Raw genomic sequence first — 21,094 nt, 5'->3', positions numbered from 1 at the left:
GGCGGCCGAGGCCGGAGCGTAGGTGCTTCGCGGGGCCGCGGCGAAGCTGGCGCGAAGCGCGCTGATGGCACCACCGGAATCCGCCACGGCGGTTGCCGGCGTTGAATTGTAAGGCTGGCCGTAGGCCATGTAGTCGAGATCGCTTTGCGACGGCCCCATCGCAACCGGACCAGTCGACTGCATGCAACCCGACAGAGCGAGCGCGGTCATGGCGGCAATGATCGGCAGTCGAAACGCGCGCGCAACCCGCACCGGAGCCATCCCCTCTAGCGAGACAGCTTAAGTCTTGCACCGGTTATGGTTAACAAATCGTTTTTTCCGCCCGACCGCGCGAAGTGGGGGGCCGAAGCCGCCCGCAAGATGCCAGGCAATCAGGCCGTGACGCCTGCGCCGATCGGGCATGACACCCCGGTTCCGCCAAGCCCGCAATAGCCGGCCGGGTTTTTGGCCAGATATTGCTGATGATAGTCCTCGGCGAAATAGAATTCGCCTGACGGCGCGACCCCGGTGGTGATGGTGCCGAGCCCCTTTGCCGCCAATGCCTTCTGATAGGCGGTCCTCGACCCATCCGCAGCTTTGCGTTGCGCGTCGCCGAATGTGTAGATCGCGGAACGATACTGGGTGCCGACGTCATTGCCTTGCCGCATGCCCTGGGTCGGGTTGTGGCCTTCCCAAAACGTCTTCAGGAGTTGATCGTACGAAATCCGTTTCGGATCGAACACCGCCAGCACCACTTCGGTGTGACCGGTACGGCCTGAACATACCTCCTCATAGCTGGGGTTCGGGGTGTGGCCGCCGGCATATCCCACCGCGGTGGCGTAGATGGCATCGCCGAGTTTCCAGAATTTGCGCTCCGCGCCCCAGAAGCAGCCGAGCCCGAACACCGCCCGCTCGAGGCCCGCCGGATAGGGCGGCTGCAATTGATGGCCGTTCACGAAGTGCCAGGTGGCTGTCGGAATCGGACTGGCGCGGCCGGGCAGTGCCTCGGCAGCGCTCGGCAGTGCAGTGGTCTTGCGCATGAACAACATCGGGTACCTACCTGCGACCTGATGGCGGGATGTATCTTTAATATATGCCATTACGCGGATTGCGGCAGCCCCGTTACGCGGGAGCGTCGACGACCGATCCGCCGAAGCCGCGAACCCGGTCAGTTCCGCGAATAGCCGATCAATGGCTTGCGCGGTCGGAACAGCAGCATCAGCAGAATTCCCAGCACGCCCATGACGGCAAAAACCGGCTGGTCCAAGAGCACCCGGACGACGCTATTCCAGAGCCAGGGCGCCTTGCCCTCCATCCAGACGTGGAAGGCCTGCTGGCTGGATTGATGGACATCGTTCCAGAACTGGCCGAAGCGGGTGAAACGCAAGGTCTGATCGGCGACCCAGCGGGCCCCATCATAGACCATGAAGACAAATCCACCCGCCAGCAGCAATAGCCCCATTAGGCGGAAAAAACCGCGGATCATGCGTCACCTTTTACCTGTCGCGCCCGAAAGTGCAGTCAGCCATTAACGAGGTAGCACAGGAAATTCAACCTCATCAGCGGCTTATCGGCCTTTTTGCGGCCAGCGTCCCGGCTCGAAGGAGGCCGGAAGGCGTTGACGCTGCAAAGCGCGCCCTCTATAAGACCGGCAATGGCGGCGGGCGCAATCCCGCCGCCGCTGTTCTTTGAGCAACGCCGCCACGTGAGCCTGTGCTCCGAGAGCGGCATTGCCGCAGAACACCCGAAAAACATATCAGCGTCGATCACGCGGTTGAACCGTCGGAACGCTTACGTCAGCTCGCGATCGGTCACCGTCGAAGGACATTTGAGAACATGGCCAATACTACTTCCGCTAAAAAGGCGACGCGCAAGATTGCCCGCCGCACCATTATCAACAAGTCGCGCCGCACCCAGATGCGCGGCGCGGTACGATCGGTCGAAGAGGCCATCAAGAATGGCGACCGCGATGCAGCGTTGAAGGCGATGGCGAATGCGGAGCCGGAGCTGATGCAGGCAGCGCAGCGCAACATCATTCACAAAAATAATGCAAGCCGAAAGGTCTCGCGGCTCGCGCATCAGATCGCAAAGCTTGCGAAATGAACTGATCGACAGACTATTCTTCAAGAAGCCCGGCAGTGCCGGGCTTTTTTGTTTTGTGGACTGATGTTTCGGTGGACGAAATTCTTAGATTCTTGCGTACCGTACTTTTACCGGTCCTATGTCAGGTGACGGGCTTAGCAAGTTGACGATGGCGACGAAGAAATCAATGCGGGCTCTTTGACCGCAGATGCTTTCGAAAAACACAACCGCGGTGGCGCGGCGGCATTCAACACTGCTTCAGGGTTACCCTTGCCCGACGAGCAAAAAAAATCGCGCGTGCGTAGTCACTTATCGGCATAGCGGCGGTCGGTTGTTGGAAATTTCCCCTCCGCCTCGCCGAAACGTAAACAATTTATGAATTTATTTTAGGCATTCGCGCGAAATATGACAGCGGCTCGGCGTTTCGAATCTGTGCACAGATTCAAAACCTTGCAACTTTGCACGAAATTGGCAGGCCGAATTGGCGAGCGCCAAGTTGTTTTTGCCGGCACCCGCAGTGAATCATTTTCGTTGCGGGAAACAAGGCTTGATGTATCTCTAAGAAGGTTCGCGGCGTCCACGGCTCTTGAGACCAGCGCGGTTTGAGATTCGGGGCGGACGTGCAAATCGGCGGCGGTGTGCGCGTTGGCGACGCTTTCCAAGCGATTGTCGGATTCAAACCCATAGCAATATGGGTATCGGAGTTCTGTGTCGAAATTTCTCAGGCGGGACAGTCGCGTCCCGTTCGCTTCGAACAAGAGAAATACGCACCGGCCCCCGACCGCACCGAAGGCGAGGCACGCGAGCGGGTTGGAATGAGCGGGCGGAGCGGAATGGCGTAACGGCGGGACCAATTGGGTTTCAGACGTCGCCGATCGAAATTGAATACACTTGGAATGGCAACTTGCCGTGGATAATCACGGTGAGACGGGGGGTAGTATGTCTTACGGAATCGTCACCGTTTTTAATCTGAAGTCATTTTCGAATGTTGCCGTATTGGCAGCCCAGGATGCCGCCTGTACGCGGCCTCCCGCGCGAGCTCCGGACGGGCCGTCGAGTACGCGCTAGCCTCGCGAAAGCTTCCTTTCCCGCCGATGATTTACCCGACGGCTTTCCGCCGAACGGCCGGTCTATGGTTGAAAGAGGAAGCGCGCTTGAGGCGCTCCCCGTGCGGGACACGCACGGCAGGTTTACCGTCAACTAAACTCCTTCAGAGAAGTCCCCTAGCAATGACAAATACCGAACAGGATCGTTGGTCACGTGTGAAAGGTCGGCTGCGGTCGACCGTCGGAGAGGACGTTTACACCAGCTGGTTTGCCCGCATGGATCTGGAAGGCGTCCAGCAGGAGAGTGTCCATCTTTCGGTGCCGACGCGATTTCTCAAGAGCTGGATCCAGGCGCACTACGCGGAGCGCGTTCTCACCTGCTGGCAAGCCGAGATGCCGGAAGTTCACCGGATAGATCTCACCGTGCGCACGGCGATGCGATGCGCCGCGCCGGTCAAGGAGGCTGCCGCGCCGTTCGATCCGCGCCGCGCCGAACGGCCGGATGGCCGGCCAGCGCCCGAGTTGCGTGCGACGGCGATCGCGCCCGTGTCCGCCAGTCACGACGCGCTCGGCGGTTCGCCGCTCGATCCACGGCTGACATTCGGAAGTTTCGTCATCGGGCGCTCCAATACACTGGCCCACGCCGCGGCGCGTCAGGTTGCGGAAGGCCGGCGCGGCGATGCCGTGATGTTCAATCCGCTCTACATCCATGCGGGCGTAGGGCTTGGCAAAACCCATCTGTTGCAGGCGGTGACCTGGGCCGGCAATTCCGGCAGCGAACGCAAGGTGCTTTACCTCACGGCCGAGAAATTCATGTACGGCTTCGTCGCGGCGCTGAAGACGCAGACCGCGCTGGCGTTCAAGGAGGCGTTGCGCGGCATCGACGTGCTTGTCATCGATGACCTGCAATTCCTGCAGGGCAAATCGACCCAGGCTGAGTTCTGTCACACCTTGAACGCGCTGATCGATGCCGGCCGCCAAGTGGTGATCGCGGCGGACCGTCCGCCTTCCGACCTTGAGAGCCTCGACGACCGCGTGCGCTCCCGTCTGGCCGGCGGCCTGGTCGTGGAGATGGGATCGCTCGGCGAAGAATTGCGGCTTGGCATCCTCAAGTCGCGTGTCGCCGCCGCCCGCGCGCATCACGCGACCTTCGACGTGCCGGAACAGGTGCTGGACTATCTTGCCCGAACCATCACCCATAACGGCCGCGACCTCGAGGGCGCCATCAATCGTCTGCTGGCGCACAGCAAACTCAACGCCCAGCCGGTCACACTGGAAATGGCCGAGCGCGAGGTGCGCGACCTGGTCCGCCCGCAGGAGCCCAAGCGGATCAAGATCGAGGACATCCAGCGGGTGGTGGCCCGGCAATACAATGTGAGCCGCTCCGACCTGTTGTCATCGCGCCGTACCGCGAACGTCGTCCGCCCGCGCCAGGTGGCGATGTATCTGGCCAAGACGCTGACCTTGCGCTCGCTGCCGGAAATCGGCCGCCGGTTCGGCGGACGCGACCACACCACCGTGCTGCACGCCGTGCGCAAGATCGAGGCCCTGGTTGCCAGGGATGTCGCGCTCTCCGAAGAGGTCGAATCCCTGAAGCGCCAGTTGCAGAGCGAGTGACCGCTCGTTCCGCATGGTCCCGGCGGATGCCGGGACCATGTGCCGCGGCAATATGGCGATTGGCACCGGGGCGGAACCGGTTGCGGTGATTGGCGTCCATGATGACGGCTCCCCCGCGCTCGCCCGGAAGGCCACGGATGGCCGCAAAACGTGGGGAACGGCCTGACGCATCTCTTGCGCTCGCGGGCCATCCGCGCCACCTTGAAGTCCCCCCAAGGGTTTGATCAAATCCAGCTTTGATCGGGCTTTTCGGGTTCAGACGCCGTGGCGCGCCTTCGGGGCCGCCCCGGCTTTTCCATCTTCGGATCAGGCGGGTATTGCAATGAAGGTTACCGTCGAACGCGCGCAACTCCTGAAATCGCTGGGCCACGTCCATCGCGTGGTCGAGCGCCGCAACACCATTCCGATCCTCGGCAACGTGCTGGTTCGCGCCGAAAACGCGCGGCTGTCGCTCAAGGCCACCGACCTCGATCTGGAGGTGACCGAAACGCTTGCGGCGGAAACCGCGACCGCCGGCTCGACCACCGTGCCGGCGCACATGTTTTACGACATCGTGCGCAAACTGCCCGAAGGCGCGCAAATCGTACTGGAAGGCGATGGTGACCGCTCGGTATTGGCGATCCGCGCCGGCCGCTCGCGCTTCACGCTGCAGACCCTGCCCGAAAACGATTTCCCCGACCTTGCCGCCGGCGACATGACGCATTCGTTCACGCTCGCCGCCGCCGACATGAAGCGGCTGATCGACCGGACACAATTTGCGATCTCGACCGAGGAAACCCGTTACTATCTCAATGGCATCTATCTGCACGCGGCCGGCAGCGCCAAGGCCGCAACCCTGCGCGCGGTGGCGACCGACGGGCATCGCCTGGCCCAGATCGATCTGCCGCTGCCCAAGGGCGCGGTCGGCATGCCCGGCGTGATCGTGCCGCGCAAGACCGTCGGCGAAGTGCAGCGTCTGATCGAGGACAACGAGGCTGAGGTCAAAATCGAACTGTCGCAGGGCAAGATCCGTTTCACCATCGGCAATGTGGTGCTGACCTCGAAACTGATCGATGGCACCTTTCCGGACTATGGCCGCGTCATCCCGCAGAACAACGACAAGGAACTCATCGTCGACAAGAAGGATTTCGAGGCCGCGGTCGACCGCGTCTCGACGATCTCGAGCGAGCGCGGCCGCGCGGTGAAACTGGCGCTATCGGCGGGCAAGCTGGTGCTGTCGGTGACCAATCCGGATTCCGGCAGCGCCACCGAGGAGCTTGAAGTCGAATACGCTTCCGATCCGCTCGATATCGGGTTCAACTCGCGCTATCTGCTCGACATCGCGGCCCAGATCGAGGGCGAGGTCGCGGTCCTGAGGCTGGCCGATCCCGGCTCGCCGACCCTGGTGCAGGACAAGGATTCCAAAGGCGCACTCTACGTGCTGATGCCGATGCGGGTGTAGGATCCACCAATCGTCATTGCCGGGCTTGACCCGGCAATCCATCCAGCCAAATGACCTATTGAGTATACATCCTAGCAAGCAGGGCCGGTGGAACACTGTATGTCGGCGTGACAAACAATCTTGTGCGGCGTGTTTACGAGCATCGAGAAGGCTTGGCAGATGGCTTTACCAAGCGGTACGGCATCAAGATGCTGGTCTATTTTGAGCCTCACGATACAGTTGCGGCTGCGCTTCAGCGGGAAAAGAACATCAAACACTGGTCGCGCGAGTGGAAAATCGATCTGATCGTCGCGAACAATTCCGAATGGCGAGATCTATACGAAGAGATTGTCCGCTAGCGCGGACGATGGATTGCCGGGTCAAGCCCGGCAATGACAGCAGATCATGACCGCCTCCCGCATTCACCGCCTCACGCTCACGCATTTCCGCAACTATCGCGCCGCGAGCTTGGAGACGCGTGGCGACGTGGTGGTGCTGGTTGGCCCGAACGGTGCCGGGAAGACCAACTGCATCGAGGCGATCTCGTTTCTGTCGCCGGGACGCGGCTTGCGCCGCGCAACCCTTGAGGATGTCGCCGACAATCAGGGCGATGGCTCGTGGGCGGTGTCCGCCGAGGTCGAGGGCGCCCTTGGGCTGGCCACGCTCGGCACCGGGATCGATGCCCCCGGCGGAGAGGCTTCCGCCACCGGCCGGCGCTGTCGCATCGACCGCGAGCCGGTGACCTCGGCGACGGCGTTCGGCGACCACTTGCGCATGGTGTGGCTGACGCCTTCGATGGACGGGCTGTTTCTGGGTCCGGCTTCGGAGCGGCGGCGGTTCTTCGACCGGCTGGTGCTGGCGATCGACAGCGAGCATTCGGCGCGGGTATCGGCGCTCGACCGCTCCTTGCGTTCGCGCAACCGGTTGCTGGAAGTGCGCAACTACGACGACCATTGGTGCGACGCCATCGAGCGCGAAACGGCGGAACTCGCTGTCGCGGTGGCGGCGATGCGCGGCCAGACCGCAACGAAACTTGCAGCCATGCTGCGCGCACGCGGTGAAACATCCGCGTTTCCCTCCGCCCAGATCATGCTCGACGGCTGGATGGAGAATGCGCTGATGTCAGAACCCGCGACCTCGGTCGAGGATCGCTATCGCGAGATCCTGCGCAGCAGCCGCGCGCGTGATGCCGTCGCCGGCCGCACGCTCGACGGCCCGCACCTCACCGACCTGCAGGTGATCTACGCGCCGAAAGCCATGCCGGCCCGCGACGCCTCGACCGGCGAGCAGAAGGCGCTGTTGATCGGCCTGGTGCTGGCGCATGCCAGTCTGGTCGCGGAAATGACCGGCATTACCCCGCTATTGCTGCTCGACGAGGTGGTTGCCCATCTCGATCCCGGCAGGCGCACCGCGCTGTTCGACGAACTCTCAAGGCTTGGCGCGCAGGTCTGGATGACCGGCGCTGACCCTGCGGCATTTGCCGGCATCGGCCGATCAGGCGAGATTTTCGCCGTCGATTCCGGCCAGATCACCGGCCGCGCCTGATGCGGTAGATGAGCCCGGTTTGAACCAAAGCCTTCACCGGCGCGACTAGCTGTGAGAGCTGCGCCACTCACGTCGCGGCCATCGCTGCCGCGCGACACCATCCGGTGTCGGCCATACTGGAGATCGCCAATGTTTGGACCGACGCGCGGGGTGCTGGGCGCCGCCACAAAAAGCCTGCTGGTCTCGATCTTCGTATGGGTGGCAAGCGCACCGATCGCCGCCGGCGCCGACGAGGGCCTGGTCGACGTCCGGACGCTGCCGCGCCTCGAGGGCGCCGTGGAAAACCCGGCCCATACCGAGGTTCATAGCCTGAGCTACGGCGTTCCAATCGCGGGCGCAATCATGGTCGCGGCGACCAGGAAGCTGTTGGCTGACAACGGCTGGACGCAATATGTGCGGCCGATGGAAGAATCCAGCACTTCCCTGCTGTTCAAGAAGGGGCGGCAAGGGCTGTACGTGTCTTTTACCCAGGGCAGGCCGGACCGATCGGCGGTGAATTACTCCGCCAACAGGATCACGGCGAATGTGCCATTTCCGGATGACGCGACGGATATCGTGTTCGATGAGCGCCGGCCTTATCTTCGCTGCATGACTGCCGCTGCGGTTCACACCACGCTCGATTTCTTCCGCAAGGGACTCGCCGCGGCCGGCTGGTCGCCCCTATCCGCTGCAGACATTTCAGCGCATTGGCCGAACGCCAGGCCCGATGAGAGAATCGAGAACGACGCGCGTACCTACTACAATTACGACAATCATGACGGCGGCTACAAGCAGCCGCCGATCATGCTGTCGTTGCAACGCGGCGGCGACGGCAAGACCAGCGCCGAGATCAAGGTCGCGCCATTCGCGCTGCCGCAGGATCTCGAGGTCGTCAGGGAGACGATCGACCTGCCCGAGCCGAATCACACCCCGAGCTTTGGAAGTACCGGGAGCGCCGACTCGATCCGCCGCAAGCTCGAGGGCATCACGGTTGCCGAAATTCCCGTGGTGCTGGCGTTCTATCGCCGCGAGCTCGCGGCACGCGGCTGGAAGGAACAGACCAGCGGCGCGGTTCTCACCGACAATGAAGCCACGCTTGATTTTTCTTCCGCGGATCAAACCGCCACGCTCCGGCTCGGTCACAAATACGACCTGACCACGGTCAGCCTGGTTGCCCAGGTGAAGGAAGCCGCACTGGCGGCGCGGGCGAAGGCGAAGAAGGAAGCCGATGAGAAATTCCTTGGCGATGCCATGGCAACCGCGAAGCAGATGATCGCGGCGGACGAGGTGAGGCGGGCCGCGCAGGCCGCCAACCTTTCGGATGCGCCCCTGAAAGCACTCGCCGACAACACCATGCCGGTGCCCGTGCCGGAGACCGCCGAGAACGTCCAGTTCAACGGCGAGGATGGCAAGCTTGAGTTTGACTCATCGTCAAGCGTGAAGGCGCTCGCGGCGTTCTACCGCGGCTTGCTGAAGCCGCTGGGCTGGAAGGAGCAGCCATCGGTGATCAACAAATCCACCATGGTGGTGATGGAATTCTCCAGGGGCGGAAAGGAACTGTCGTTCACCGCCATGCAGATGGGCCCCAAGGTCAATGTCACCGCCGACGGGTCCGGGCTCGTGATGGCAAATGCCAAGCCGGAGGCGGCCACCGCTCGGGCGTCCGATGCGGCGGGCGGCAAGGCGGTGGCGGAAAATCTCGAAGCAGAGCCCGACTCCGCGCTGCCAGTGCCGAAACAGCACTCCATGAGTTCGATTGGGATCGGAAAGCTTCCCGGCACCGAAACCGCGATCCGCCGGGAACTCAACGCCAGCATTCCGGCCGAGCTTGGTTCGGTGCTCGCGTTCTATCGCGGCGAACTCGGCAAGCGCGGGTGGAAAGAATCGGCGGATCGCGCGGCCGTCAGGCCGGATCAGGCGCAACTGGCGTTTTCCGCTCCCGAGGGACCAGCCATCCTGAAGCTCGGCCGCAGCAATGGCGAGACCACGGTCAATCTGGCGCAGAAGATTCCGGCTGCGGCGGCGAAGGGGGACATCATGCCCAAGCCCGGCCAGGCCAGGCTGATGTTCGTCAATATCGGCGATGGCGAGGCGGCTGTGACGATCAACAAGCAGACGATCAGGATCGCGGCCGGCGCCGGCACGCCGCAATCAAAGGGCCCGACGCTCGACTTGCCGCCGGGCAAATATCAATATTCGCTGAAAGTCGCGGGGGGCCCGGTTCGAAACAACGCGATCGAGGTGGCCGCCGACGATGCCTGGGGGCTGATGATTGCCCCCGGCGGGGAGGTCATGTCGCTGCAGGTATATTGATGCGGCGGGCGCGGGCGAAACGCCGGGCCGGCGCAATCATGGCGATCCGTTCGACGCTCGCGGGCTTTGCCCGTGCAGCACCTTACCGATGATGGATTGTATCAAGAATACCGATCCCTTTTCGGTCAGGTGAACCTGATCGCTTGCGGAAAGGTCGTGGGCCGTATCGCCGATCCGCGCCAAACAGCCGTCGGCGTTGCACATCGTGTCCCATACCGAGATGAATTCGGCGCCAAGCGGGACCAGCTTCTCGCGCAGGCGCGTGCCGGATGAATCGGCCGCGGCACGGTCGGAACGTTCCGGAATCAGGCGATGATGCAGCAGGAAATAGCGCAGCACCTCGTTCGGCAGCCCGCGTTTCCACCACGGCACCGAGCCGAGCACGATGACGCGCGCCTTGGTCTGCATTTTCAGCGCGGCCACGGTCTCGGCCACGCCGTCGAGGTATCGATCCCAGGTGCTGTGCAGCAAGACGATGTCCGGCTGCAGCTCGTGTGCGATCGACAGGATCTTGTCGTTGATGGCCCGGCAATTCGGCACGCCGGCCACATCGGTGTTGAGCGCCGGAACGCAGGCGCTGGAGGTAAACTGCGCGATCCCGAAGTCGTTGGTTTCCTGGGCCTTGCGCAGACCGGGCAACAGCGCGGCGGCGGTCGAATCTCCCCACACGAAAACAAGCGGCCGCCGACCCGGGTCGACGCAACTGGCGGCGAACGAGGTTTCATGGCTGAGATCGAGCAGGCACTCGTGAACCCGCCATTTTGACGTGTCCCTCCGCACGTCCGTCATCTCGCGAATTTCCGGCGGCAGCCGGAAATCGAACCCGCGTCCCGTCACGATCACGCCGCCGGCCGCCGCGACCAGCACCATGCCCGTACACAGGCTGACGATCCGGGGCAGGCTCGGTCGGCCAAATCGAAACGGGATTTCGATGAAGCGGTAGGTCAGCCATGCCAGCGCAAAGCTCAGCCCCACGATCAGAGCGCGATCGAGCAGGGTGAGGGGTGCAAATTTGATGATTCCGAAAAATACCAGCAGCGGCCAATGCCAGAGATAGAGCGGATAGCTGATCAGGCCGATCCTGACAAAACCGGCGCCGGCGAGCAGGTGCCGACAGCCCCATGCCGCGGGCGCCGACAGCAGTAGGGCTCCGCCGGCGACCGGCAGAACCGCCCACCATCCGGGAAATGCACTCCTGGAATTGAGAACGGCGGCCGCCGCCGCAACCAGCAAAAGCCCGATCGCGGCGCGCCAATTGCTGGCGACACTGGTTTGCCCGATCCGACTCCAGCCGCAGGCCAAGGCGGCGCCTGCCAGCAATTCCCACGCCCGGGTGAACGGCAGATAGAAGGTCGCCACAGGGTCCGGGCTGATCAGCACCACGTTGAGGGCAAAGGATGCAACGCCGATCACCGCGGCCACGGCCAGAATGTTCAGGCGCATTCGGGCGGCCAGCATCAGGAGCAACGGCCAGAACAGGTAGAACTGTTCCTCGATGCCCAGCGACCAAAGATGCAGCAGCGGCTTTTTGCCCGATTCGATGTCGAAATAGCCGGACTGCAGCAGCAGCGCTATGTTCGAGAAGAACGCTGCGCTGGCAAACACGTCGGCGCTCAACTGCGCATAGGCCGAAGGAAGCATCCACAGCCAGCCCAGCACCAGCGTCGCGAAAAGCACGGCTATCAGGGCCGGGAAAATCCGCCTGATCCGCCGGCCGTAGAAGGCGAGCAGGCTGAAGCGCCGCTGATCCAGCTCGCGCACGATGATGCCGGTGATCAGGAATCCGGATATCACGAAGAAAATGTCGACACCGATGAAGCCGCCCGGCATGGCCTCCGGGAAGGCGTGAAAGCCCACGACCAGCATCACCGCGATTGCGCGAAGGCCATCAATATCCGGCCGGTATCGATCTGAGGGCTGGGACAAGTCAGGCCAATCCAAGGGTCGCGCCACATACACAGCGCGTAGGCCGAAGTCGATAGACCCCGCGACGCTGGCATCGGCCTTCTCTAGCAGTTCTCCGGCGGTCTGCCAGTTACGGCTGAATTGCTCCATGGCAGCCGGTGCGCGGCGTTGCCAACCAGCACTTTCGGGGACGAAAAATCGCTTCCCGAATCGCCCTTTTGCCGGGCGCTCGAATCGGCTCCTGCCTGCCTTGAAAAACCGTGAAAAAGTCCTATTTGTTCAATAGCTTGCTGACACAGACTTTGCGCTAGGCGCAGTGCGCCTTTCATGGCAGAAATAACCCAATCAGCGCCTGATTTTGCGCGGCTGATTCGAAGATATCCTCGAAGGCTTCACATGACAGAACCCGCCCGGCAATCGATCGCCGATACTGAGCATTCCATTCCAATCGAATATGGTGCGGAATCGATCCGGGTTTTGAAGGGGCTCGACGCCGTCCGCAAGCGGCCGGGCATGTATATCGGCGACACCGATGACGGTTCCGGCCTGCATCACATGGTCTACGAGGTCGTCGACAACGCCATCGACGAGGCGCTCGCGGGCCACGCCACCGCGGTGGAGGTCGTGCTCAACGCTGACGGCTCCGTCACCGTGCGCGACGATGGCCGTGGAGTTCCCGTCGATATCCACAAAGGCGAGGGCATTTCCGCAGCCGAGGTCATCATGACCCAGCTGCATGCAGGGGGAAAATTCGACCAGAATTCCTACAAGGTGTCCGGCGGGCTTCATGGTGTCGGCGTTTCCGTCGTCAACGCGCTGTCGAGCAAATTGCAGCTCAGGGTCTGGCGCGATGGCAAGGAGCATTTTGTCGAATTCGTCCACGGCGACGTGGTGGCGCCGCTGAAGGTGGTCGGCGACGCCCACGGCAAGCGCGGCACCGAGGTGACCTTCCTTGCCTCCAAGGAAACCTTCACCAATGTCGAATACGACTTCGCGACCCTCGAACATCGCCTGCGCGAGCTCGCGTTCCTGAATTCCGGCGTCAATATCGTTTTGTCCGACATGCGCCATGCGGTCGAGAAACGCGAGGAGATGCATTACGACGGCGGCGTCGAGGAGTTCGTGAAATATCTCGACCGCAACAAGAAGCCGATGGTGCCCGCGCCGATCATGATCAATGCGGAGATGAACGGGATCGGCGTCGAGGCGGCGCTGTGGTGGAACGACAGTTATCATGAGAATGTGCTGTGCTTCACCAACAACATTCCCCAGCGTGATGGCGGCACGCATCTTGCGGGCTTCCGCGGCGCGCTGACCCGCCAGGTTAACGGCTACGCCGACGCCATCGCCAAGCGCGAGAAGATCGCGCTGACCGGCGATGACTGCCGCGAGGGCCTGACCGCGGTGCTTTCGGTAAAAGTGCCCGATCCGAAGTTCTCCTCGCAGACCAAGGACAAGCTGGTGTCCTCGGAAGTGCGCCCGGTGGTCGAGAATGTCCTCAACGAGGCATTGGCGGCGTGGTTCGAGGAACATCCCGCAGAGGCCAAGATCATCGTCGGCAAGGTGGTGGAAGCCGCAGCCGCCCGCGAGGCGGCGCGCAAGGCGCGCGAGCTGACGCGGCGCAAGGGCGCGCTCGACATCGCCTCGCTGCCGGGCAAGCTAGCCGACTGCCAGGAACGCGATCCCGCGAAATCTGAACTGTTCATCGTCGAGGGCGACAGCGCCGGTGGCAGCGCCAAGCAGGGCCGCAACCGCGAATTCCAGGCAGTGCTGCCGCTGCGCGGCAAGATTCTCAACGTCGAGCGCGCCCGCTTCGACAAGATGCTGAGCTCCGAGCAGATCGGCACGCTGATCACGGCATTGGGCACCGGAATCGGCCGCGACGATTTCGACCTGTCAAAGCTGCGCTATCACAAGATCATTCTGATGACTGACGCCGACGTCGACGGCGCGCATATCCGCACGCTGCTGTTGACATTCTTCTTCCGCCAGATGCCCTCGCTGATCGAGGGCGGCTTCCTGTACATCGCGCAGCCGCCGCTCTACAAGGTGAACCGCGGCAAATCCGAGCAATACCTGAAGGACAACACCGCGCTGGACGACTACCTGATCAATACCGGCCTCGAAGACTGCGTCTTCAAGCTGGCGACGGGCGAGGACCGCAAGGGCCGCGACCTGCAGGCGCTGGTGGAGGACGCTCGGATCATCCGCGGCACATTGCACAATCTGCACAGCCGCTATAACCGCAAGGTGATCGAGCAGGCGGCGATTGCCGGCGTGCTGAGCCCGAACATCATCGGCGACGTCACCACCGCCAACGCCGCCGCAGATTATATCGCGCGGCGGCTCGATGGGCTGGCAGACGAGGTCGAGCGGGGCTGGACCGGCCGCTTCACCGAAGGCGAAGGCTTCCTGTTCGAGCGCACGGTGCGCGGCGTCAAGGACGTCGCCATCATCGATGACGCGCTGCTCGGCTCCGCCGACGCGCGCAAGCTCGATGAATACGCCGCAAGGCTGCAGGAAGCCTATCCGCGTCCCGGCCTGCTGCGCCGCAAGGACGCCGAAACCGTGATTCACGGCCCGGTCAGTCTGTTCGAGGCGGTGACCGACGCCGGGCGCGAGGGGGTCAAGCTGCAACGCTACAAAGGCCTCGGCGAGATGAACCCGAGCCAGCTCTGGGAAACCACGCTCGACACCAATGAGCGCTCGCTGCTGCAGGTGAAGATCAAGGAGGTCGACGAGGCCGACGACATCTTCACCAAGCTGATGGGCGATGTGGTCGAACCGCGCCGTGAATTCATCCAGGATAATTCGCTCAGCGCCAATGTGGATGTGTGAGGCACCTGTAGTAACGCGTGCCGCCCATCCAGCCCGGATTGTCAGGCGTGCCGGTGCGGCGTTTCAGACCATTCGGTGACGCAGCGCTCCAGGTCCTTCAGGTTCTGTCGCATCTGCTCCAGCACAAATCCCATCGCGAAAAAGCGCTCGACGACGTCGCCGGGCAGGCCGCGCGTCAGCCCTTCGCTGCGGACGGCCGCGACCTCGGCGGCATAGACCTGCAGCGCCACGTCGATCGACGAGGATGCCGGACAGGCGGCACGCGCTCGCAAGGCCGCGGCAACGCAGCGCAGATAGGTCACGATCGTATTATTGATTTCAGCCAGCGGACCCGCGAGCCGCGCCTGCAAACCTGACGGCAGCGGCGCCACGCTCGCGCGCCCGATCATCACAAGGTCGTGGCGCAGCCGCATCGTGGTGCGGAGCAGCGGGCCGGTGTCCGGCCCCGTCGACAGATGCGCCGCGCGCTCGCGCTCCGCTTCCGCGCCGAGGGCATTCAATTCGACCAGCGCCTTGCCGATGCCGTCCTGAATCCGGTGCAAGGCGTCGTTGTCGAGGCCGCGCGTCAGGCCCGCCAGCAATTCGCCAAAGGCGGCGGCGATCAGTTCCAGCGTCCGCGCAGCGCTGATGCGGATCTGGCTGTGCGCCCGCGACGGCAGCACGAAGAAAGACACCAGAAGCCCGGTGAACGCCCCGACCGTCACTTCCATGACGCGGTCGATCGCGGAGCCGAGGGGATTGGCGTGGCTGATGGTCGGGACCAGCAGCACGATCACCGCGGTGACGGTGGCCGCGTTGAGGCTGGGATTGATGGCGCCGACGAAAGCCAGCGGCGCGACCGCAAGCACCAGCAACCCAAGCAGTCCGGCCTCTCCGGAATACGGAATAAATATCGCGATGGCGCCGCCATAGATCGCGCCGCCCACGGTCCCGAGCATATAGTCGCGGGTCGCCTTCAGCGACCGGCCGACGCTCATCTGGGTCACGATCAGCGAGGTCAGCACGGCCCATAGCGGCAGCATCAAATGGAATGCGGTCGCGCTTGCGTAGGCGATTGCGGCCGCCAACGTGACTCTGAAGGCAAGCGCCAGTTGTGCCTTCCGGGACCGGATCAGGTCGGACAGCGATTTCAGCAATGCGATCATTCGACCCTTTCCGGAATCTGCAGAACAGCCGGTTTTAAACCAATTTGAGCATGGCTGCTGCCCGTCTCGCGCCGGCGACTTGAAACCGGAAATCAGGCCGCCTACCCTGCATGATAACAGCGAGGAAACAAAATGGCCGATGAAACCGCAACGCTCGCCGCCTATGTCGCCGATCTGAAATACGAGGATATTCCGGACCAAGTGCGCGAGCGCGCCAAGGTGCTGACGCTGGATTTCCTCGGCAGCGCTATCCGGGCGCGGCGTGACGCGGAATCCACGCCCTCGCTGTTGAAAATGCTCGAGGCGCTGGCGCTTGACGGAAGCGGCGAATCCACCGTGTTCGGCGATGGCAAGACCTGGACGCCGGCGGTCGCCGCGCTGCTCAACGGCGCGCTCGGCCATTCGCTTGATTTCGACGACACCCATGCGGATTCCTCGCTGCATCCAAGCGCGCCGGTGGTACCGGCCGCATTCGCGATCGGCGAACTGGTCGGCGCCTCGGGCCGCGATGTGCTCACCGCGATTGTCGCCGGCTACGAGGTGTGCTGCCGGCTCGGCAATGCGCTCGATCCCACCTCGCATTACGCCCGCGGTTTCCACCCCACGGCGACCGCCGGCACCTATGGCGCCGCGGCTGCGGCGGCGAAATTGTTCGGCCTGTCGAAGGCGCAGATCGTGGCTGCCTTCGGGGTCGCGGGCAGCCAGGCCGCGGGCTCGCTGCAGTTTCTGGTCAATGGCGCCTGGAACAAGCGCTACCAGGTCGGCGCGGCGGCGATGAACGGCGTGATCGCCGCAACCCTGGCGCGCAGTGATTTCGTCGGCGCGACCGAATCGGTCGAGGGCAAGCATGGCCTCTTGGTTGGCTACACCGACAATGCCCATCCGGAGAAAGCGGTCGTCGGGCTCGGCAAAATCTACGAGACCATGAAGATCGGGGTAAAACCCTATCCGAGCTGCCGCTACACCCACGCCGCGCTCGATGCGCTGATCGCGATGCGCCGCGAGCACAATCTGACGCCGGACCAGATCCGGCGCGTCGAGATCGGGCTGCATCGCAACGGCATCACGCTCACCGGCGACGCCGCCACCAAGCGGCACCCGACCTCCGTTGTCGGCGGCCAGTTCTCGATGTTCTTCACCGGCGCCGTCGCGCTCGATCAGGGCCGTTTCGGCTGGGACGATTACCAGCGGCTTGGCGAGCCCGCGGTCGATGCGCTGGCGGACAAGTTCGACGTCGTGCAGGACGACCGCCTCGAGATCGGCCGCAACCACCCCTTTGGCGCGCGCGTCAGCATCACCACCGACGACGGCGTGCACGAACGTATCTATGCCGATCCCTCCGGTGAGCCGAATTCATTTCCGGACGCGCAGGCGATGGCGCAGAAATTCCTCACCCTCGCGCGCCCGGTGCTCAACGGTCGCGCCGATCAGCTTGCCGACGCGATTCTCTCACTGGAACGGTTCGACCGGGTCGAGCAGGCGACGCATCTCGGACGGCAGTAGGGCACAGGTTATGGCTTGGGTTGCGCGGTCCAGGCTTCGCGGCGCGTCACCCACAAATCGGTGACATGGCCGAACAGCTCGACTTCGCCTTCAATGGTCGCGCCGAGGCGCCGTGCGACGTTTTGTGATGCGAGGTTTTCCGGGCGGATGGTGTGGACGATCCGGTCGATCTCGAAACGCGCGAACACCCAATCGATCGACGCGGTTGCGGCCTCGACCGCGTAGCCCTTGCCACGAAAGCCGGTGGTGATAGCCCAGCCGACTTCAAGGCCCGGCCAACCCGCAGGGAACCAGGGTCCAACTCGCCCGACATAGCGGCCGGTCTGCTTTTCCTCGACCACAAACATGCCGAAGCCGTGCAGCGCCCAATGTCCGGCCATGATGGCTGCGTTCCTCCAGCCGACGAACCCGTCGGTGACGGCCTTGCCATCCGACGTGATGAAAAGCGCCGTGGCGGGATCGGCGAGCATCGCCGTGTTCGGTTCGATGTCGGCTTCCCGCCATCGCCGCAATATCAGACGGTCAGTCTCGATGACAGGGCCGTTCGGTGGGGCAAGTATGACGCCGGCTTTGACGGGAGCGATCATCGGAGCTGCCATTTCATGCTGAAATCGGCCGCTTATACCATGTCAGGCCAGTGCTGTTCGTATCATCCGTGCAAGATCCGACTTGCGATACGGCTTGGCAAGCAGCAACACGCCGGCATCGAGCTGGCCATGGTGGATGATGGCTTCATTCGAATAGCCGGAGGTATACAATATTCTTAGCGAGGCCCTTCGCTTCAAGGCCGCGGCGGCGAGTTGGCGGCCGTTCATCGAACCCGGCATGATCATATCGGTAAACAGGAGATCGATTGCCTGGGGGCCGTCGATGACTGCCATGGCTTCTGCTGCATTGACCGCCGCCAGCGTGAGATATCCGAGGCTCTGAATCTGGCTGACCACAAACGTCCGTACCAGATTGTCGTCCTCAACAACCAGGATGGTCTCACGGCCGCCTTCGAGCACTGGCGGGCTCTCCGCCACGGCGGGATTGGCGACGCCTGCCGCCCGCGGCAGATAAATCCTGATCGTCGTGCCGTGACCTTCTTCGCTATAAATCTTGATATGTCCATTGGACTGCTTGACGAATCCGTAGACCATGCTGAGCCCGAGACCGGTCCCCTTGTCGACGTCCTTGGTGGTGAAGAAGGGTTCGAAAACCTTGTTCAGAATGTCAGCGGGAATGCCGTGCCCGGAATCGGTCACCGCAACCATCACATAGTCGCCCGCGACGACATCGCTGTTCATCCTGACGTAGCCGTCGTCGAGGACGACATTGCTGGTCTCGATGATGAGCTTGCCGCCTTCGGGCATCGCATCCCGGGCATTGAGCGAAAGGTTTAGGATCGCGTTGGTGAGTTGACTGGGGTCGACCAGTGCGGGCCAGGCATCGCCCGCGAGCTTCATGTGGGTCTCGATGTGTTCGCCCAGCGTTGGCCGCAGCAGCTTGGCAGCCTCCATCACCAGTGCATTGACATCGACCTCACACGGCTGCAGCGGCTGCTTGCGCGCGAAAGCCAGCAGGCGCTGGGTCAGATCGCCGCCGCGCGCGGCGGCCTCCTCGATCATCCTGGCGATAGCGACGAGTTCTGGTTGTCCAGCGACGGCTTCGGCCAGGATCTCGATCGTCCCGGTAATGACGGTGAGAATGTTGTTCAGATCGTGGGCGATGCCGCCGGTCAATTGACCGACCGCTTCCATTTTCTGGGACTGACGAAGCTGCACGTCCGCGACGCTCTTCTCGTCCAGCAGCCGGTCCTTTTCCTCGACAAGCGCCTTCATCCGATCGACGGTAACCTGCAGGGCCTCCCCGCGGGAGGCGGTCGAGACGGCCTCGGCCAGAACGTTGGCGAAGCCGGTGAGAAAATTGATGTCGTACTGGTCGTAGTCGTGCTGCTTGTCGTTGTCGATCTCGAGTATCCCGTAAGGCTGCTCGTCGCTGCCCTTGATGATGACGTCGATGATCGAGACGATGCCGTGGGCGGCATAAAATGGCGGCGGGTCGAAACCGGTGACCTTTTGCAAATCATCGATAATCGATGGTAGCCCGGTGGTGAAGGCGCGCCCCTGCGGCGAGCTCATATCGGCGCGCGACACCACGCGACCGACCACTCCGTCCTGCCAGCCAAAGCCGGCGACGATGAGAAGGTCATTCTCCTCGGCGCGATAGCGACACACTTTGCTGAAGGGCACGCTGAGGCCTTCGGCACAGACCCGAACCGCCTCCTTCAAAATGTTTATCAGGTTGCGCTCGCGGAGCGCGAAACTGCCAAATCTGGCGATGGCCGCCTGCTGGCGAAGCAGCTTTTGAACCTGGGCAGCGGCATCGGTCATCAGACGGCTCGACTGCTCTGTTTGGGATTGCCGGAATTTGCCCCGGCCGACGCCCGACTTATATCCGTAAAGTTACGGGGATCGATCTTTATTAAATCCGTCCCCCGCGCGCATGGTCTGTGCTCGCCCAACATAGTGTGCAATTTTGACCATAGCGGTGCGGTGGCATCAGCGGCAGTGCTGCCCGCCCCGATCGGCCTCAAGAACCGCGCCGTGCGCCGATCGACCGGCCGCGCCGGAAAGCCGTTGCGGCGCGCGCTTCGGACAGAGGGCGGGACGACGGCTTGTCATTTCTGCGATTTTTTGAAACCTTGATGGCGACCTGGCCGATCGCAACGAGCCGGGCTATCGCACAGGGAGCAACGATCATGAAACGTCGGGACGTTCTCAGGACCATGGCTATCGCAGGAGTGGCGGCTGGCGCGGGCAGTAGCGCGGCAACGGCGCAGGCCGCGGCCCAGACCTTCGTGCTGGTCCACGGCGCCTGGCACGGGGGCTGGTGCTGGAGCCGGGTGGCCGACAGGCTGCACGCGGCCGGGCATCATGTGTTCACGCCGACGCAGACCGGGCTCGGCGAGCGCAAGCATCTGTTGTCGAAAGACATCACGCTCGACACTTTCACCAGGGATATCGCCAATGTGATCGAGGCCGAGGAGCTGACCAATGTCGTGCTGGTCGGGCATTCCTTCGGCGGGCTTGCGATCAGCGGCGTTGCCGACGCGATGCCCGAGCGGATTCGCCATCTGGTCTATCTGGATTCGCTGATGGTGGAGGGTGGCAAGAGCCCGTTCGACAGCCTGCCGCCGGATGTCGTGGCGGCGCGCCGCAAGGCCGCGGAGGAATCCAGCGGAGGATTGAGCCTTCCCGCTCCGCCGCCATCCGCCTTCGGCGTTTCCGACGCCAAGGATACCGAATGGGTCAAGCGCCGGCTGACACCGCATCCGCTCGGGACCTACACCAGCCCGCAAAATATCAAGGGGCCGGTCGGCAACAACCTGCCGCGGACCTATATCCATTGCACCAATCCGTCTTATGCCGCGCTGCAGGCCTCGCGCAACTGGGTCAAGGCGCAACAGGGATGGCGCTGGGCCGAAATCGCCACCGGCCATGACGCCATGGTGATGGCACCCGACGAACTCACGCGCATGCTGATCGGCGTTTCTAGCTGAACGGAATGCGCCGAAGGCTTGGTCATGGCCGGGCATCGCCGTCCGAAGCGCGGCGCTGCTTCGTCACATCTAGAGCAAGATCGGTTCTGATTGAATCAGAACCGACGCTCTAATCTTTTGTTTTGACGCGTTTTCTTCACGCGAACCGGTATCCACCCCGCATCAAGTGCGGGGCAGG

At 62.9% G+C, this 21,094-nt stretch carries 14 protein-coding genes and 3 pseudogenes; 9 read left to right on the top strand and 8 right to left on the bottom strand.

Annotated features, from left to right (window positions below; translation table 11 throughout):
- The 3 genes and pseudogenes from E8A46_RS09040 to E8A46_RS09030 all read right to left on the bottom strand — a co-directional run.
- A pseudogene (locus E8A46_RS09040) lies at window positions 1-252 on the bottom strand (polysaccharide export protein); the annotation flags it as partial.
- Between the two features lie 119 nt (window positions 253-371).
- A complete protein-coding gene (msrA, locus tag E8A46_RS09035) occupies window positions 372-1,028 on the bottom strand; it encodes a peptide-methionine (S)-S-oxide reductase MsrA (RefSeq protein ID WP_291559611.1) in 657 nt (218 codons plus the stop codon).
- A 119-nt stretch (window positions 1,029-1,147) separates the two neighbouring features.
- A complete protein-coding gene (locus E8A46_RS09030) occupies window positions 1,148-1,465 on the bottom strand; it encodes a hypothetical protein (protein ID WP_291559610.1) in 318 nt (105 codons plus the stop codon).
- 350 nt (window positions 1,466-1,815) lie between these two features.
- Here E8A46_RS09030 and rpsT point away from each other — a divergent pair, with 350 nt between their 5' ends.
- The 6 genes from rpsT (at window position 1,816) to E8A46_RS09000 (ending at window position 9,981) form a co-directional block, all read left to right on the top strand.
- The gene (gene rpsT, locus E8A46_RS09025; protein WP_291559609.1) at window positions 1,816-2,082 is read left to right on the top strand and encodes a 30S ribosomal protein S20; all 267 of its coding nucleotides are present in this window, start codon (window positions 1,816-1,818) and stop codon (window positions 2,080-2,082) included.
- A gap of 1,208 nt (window positions 2,083-3,290) precedes the next feature.
- Window positions 3,291-4,724 (top strand): chromosomal replication initiator protein DnaA, encoded by a 1,434-nt coding sequence (dnaA, locus tag E8A46_RS09020; protein WP_291559608.1) that lies wholly within the window; start codon window positions 3,291-3,293, stop codon window positions 4,722-4,724.
- Window positions 4,725-5,046: 322 nt separating this feature from the next.
- A complete protein-coding gene (gene dnaN, locus E8A46_RS09015; protein WP_291559606.1) occupies window positions 5,047-6,165 on the top strand; it encodes a DNA polymerase III subunit beta in 1,119 nt (372 codons plus the stop codon).
- 68 nt (window positions 6,166-6,233) lie between these two features.
- Window positions 6,234-6,503 (top strand): GIY-YIG nuclease family protein, encoded by a 270-nt coding sequence (locus tag E8A46_RS09010; protein ID WP_291559613.1) that lies wholly within the window; start codon window positions 6,234-6,236, stop codon window positions 6,501-6,503.
- A 46-nt stretch (window positions 6,504-6,549) separates the two neighbouring features.
- The gene (gene recF, locus E8A46_RS09005) at window positions 6,550-7,689 is read left to right on the top strand and encodes a DNA replication/repair protein RecF (RefSeq protein ID WP_291559604.1); all 1,140 of its coding nucleotides are present in this window, start codon (window positions 6,550-6,552) and stop codon (window positions 7,687-7,689) included.
- 129 nt (window positions 7,690-7,818) lie between these two features.
- A complete protein-coding gene (locus E8A46_RS09000) occupies window positions 7,819-9,981 on the top strand; it encodes a hypothetical protein (RefSeq protein WP_291559602.1) in 2,163 nt (720 codons plus the stop codon).
- Between the two features lie 36 nt (window positions 9,982-10,017).
- Here the strand turns inward: E8A46_RS09000 and E8A46_RS08995 are convergent, their stop codons facing one another.
- Complete coding sequence (locus tag E8A46_RS08995; RefSeq protein WP_291559600.1) at window positions 10,018-11,907, bottom strand: acyltransferase family protein; 1,890 nt, start codon at window positions 11,905-11,907, stop codon at window positions 10,018-10,020.
- A gap of 375 nt (window positions 11,908-12,282) precedes the next feature.
- On the opposite strand from E8A46_RS08995, the gene gyrB reads away from it, so the two are divergent.
- Window positions 12,283-14,724 (top strand): DNA topoisomerase (ATP-hydrolyzing) subunit B, encoded by a 2,442-nt coding sequence (gene gyrB / locus E8A46_RS08990; RefSeq protein WP_291559598.1) that lies wholly within the window; start codon window positions 12,283-12,285, stop codon window positions 14,722-14,724.
- A gap of 41 nt (window positions 14,725-14,765) precedes the next feature.
- Here the strand turns inward: gyrB and E8A46_RS08985 are convergent, their stop codons facing one another.
- On the bottom strand, window positions 14,766-15,869 hold the full coding sequence (locus E8A46_RS08985) for an FUSC family protein (protein WP_291559596.1): 1,104 nt from the start codon (window positions 15,867-15,869) through the stop codon (window positions 14,766-14,768).
- Window positions 15,870-16,001: 132 nt separating this feature from the next.
- On the opposite strand from E8A46_RS08985, the gene E8A46_RS08980 reads away from it, so the two are divergent.
- Complete coding sequence (locus tag E8A46_RS08980; RefSeq protein WP_291559594.1) at window positions 16,002-17,372, top strand: MmgE/PrpD family protein; 1,371 nt, start codon at window positions 16,002-16,004, stop codon at window positions 17,370-17,372.
- An 8-nt stretch (window positions 17,373-17,380) separates the two neighbouring features.
- On the opposite strand, the gene E8A46_RS08975 is transcribed toward E8A46_RS08980, so the two are convergent.
- From E8A46_RS08975 to E8A46_RS08965, 3 genes and pseudogenes are all read right to left on the bottom strand, one after another.
- Window positions 17,381-17,959, bottom strand: a complete 579-nt coding sequence (locus tag E8A46_RS08975; RefSeq protein WP_291559592.1) for a GNAT family N-acetyltransferase — start codon at window positions 17,957-17,959, stop codon at window positions 17,381-17,383.
- A gap of 42 nt (window positions 17,960-18,001) precedes the next feature.
- Window positions 18,002-19,162, bottom strand: a pseudogene (locus E8A46_RS08970) (ATP-binding protein); the annotation flags it as partial.
- A gap of 90 nt (window positions 19,163-19,252) precedes the next feature.
- Window positions 19,253-19,747, bottom strand: a pseudogene (locus E8A46_RS08965) (GAF domain-containing protein); the annotation flags it as partial.
- 368 nt (window positions 19,748-20,115) lie between these two features.
- Between E8A46_RS08965 and E8A46_RS08960 the strand changes: the two are divergent.
- Window positions 20,116-20,916, top strand: a complete 801-nt coding sequence (locus E8A46_RS08960; RefSeq protein WP_291559590.1) for an alpha/beta fold hydrolase — start codon at window positions 20,116-20,118, stop codon at window positions 20,914-20,916.
- Window positions 20,917-21,094: the final 178 nt, after the last annotated feature.

Source organism: Bradyrhizobium sp. (assembly GCF_004799445.1).
In the GTDB taxonomy this organism is placed as follows: Bacteria; Pseudomonadota; Alphaproteobacteria; order Rhizobiales; family Xanthobacteraceae; genus Bradyrhizobium.
Note: the sequence above shows the minus strand (reverse complement) of the source record. Positions and strands in the feature narration are given on the sequence as shown.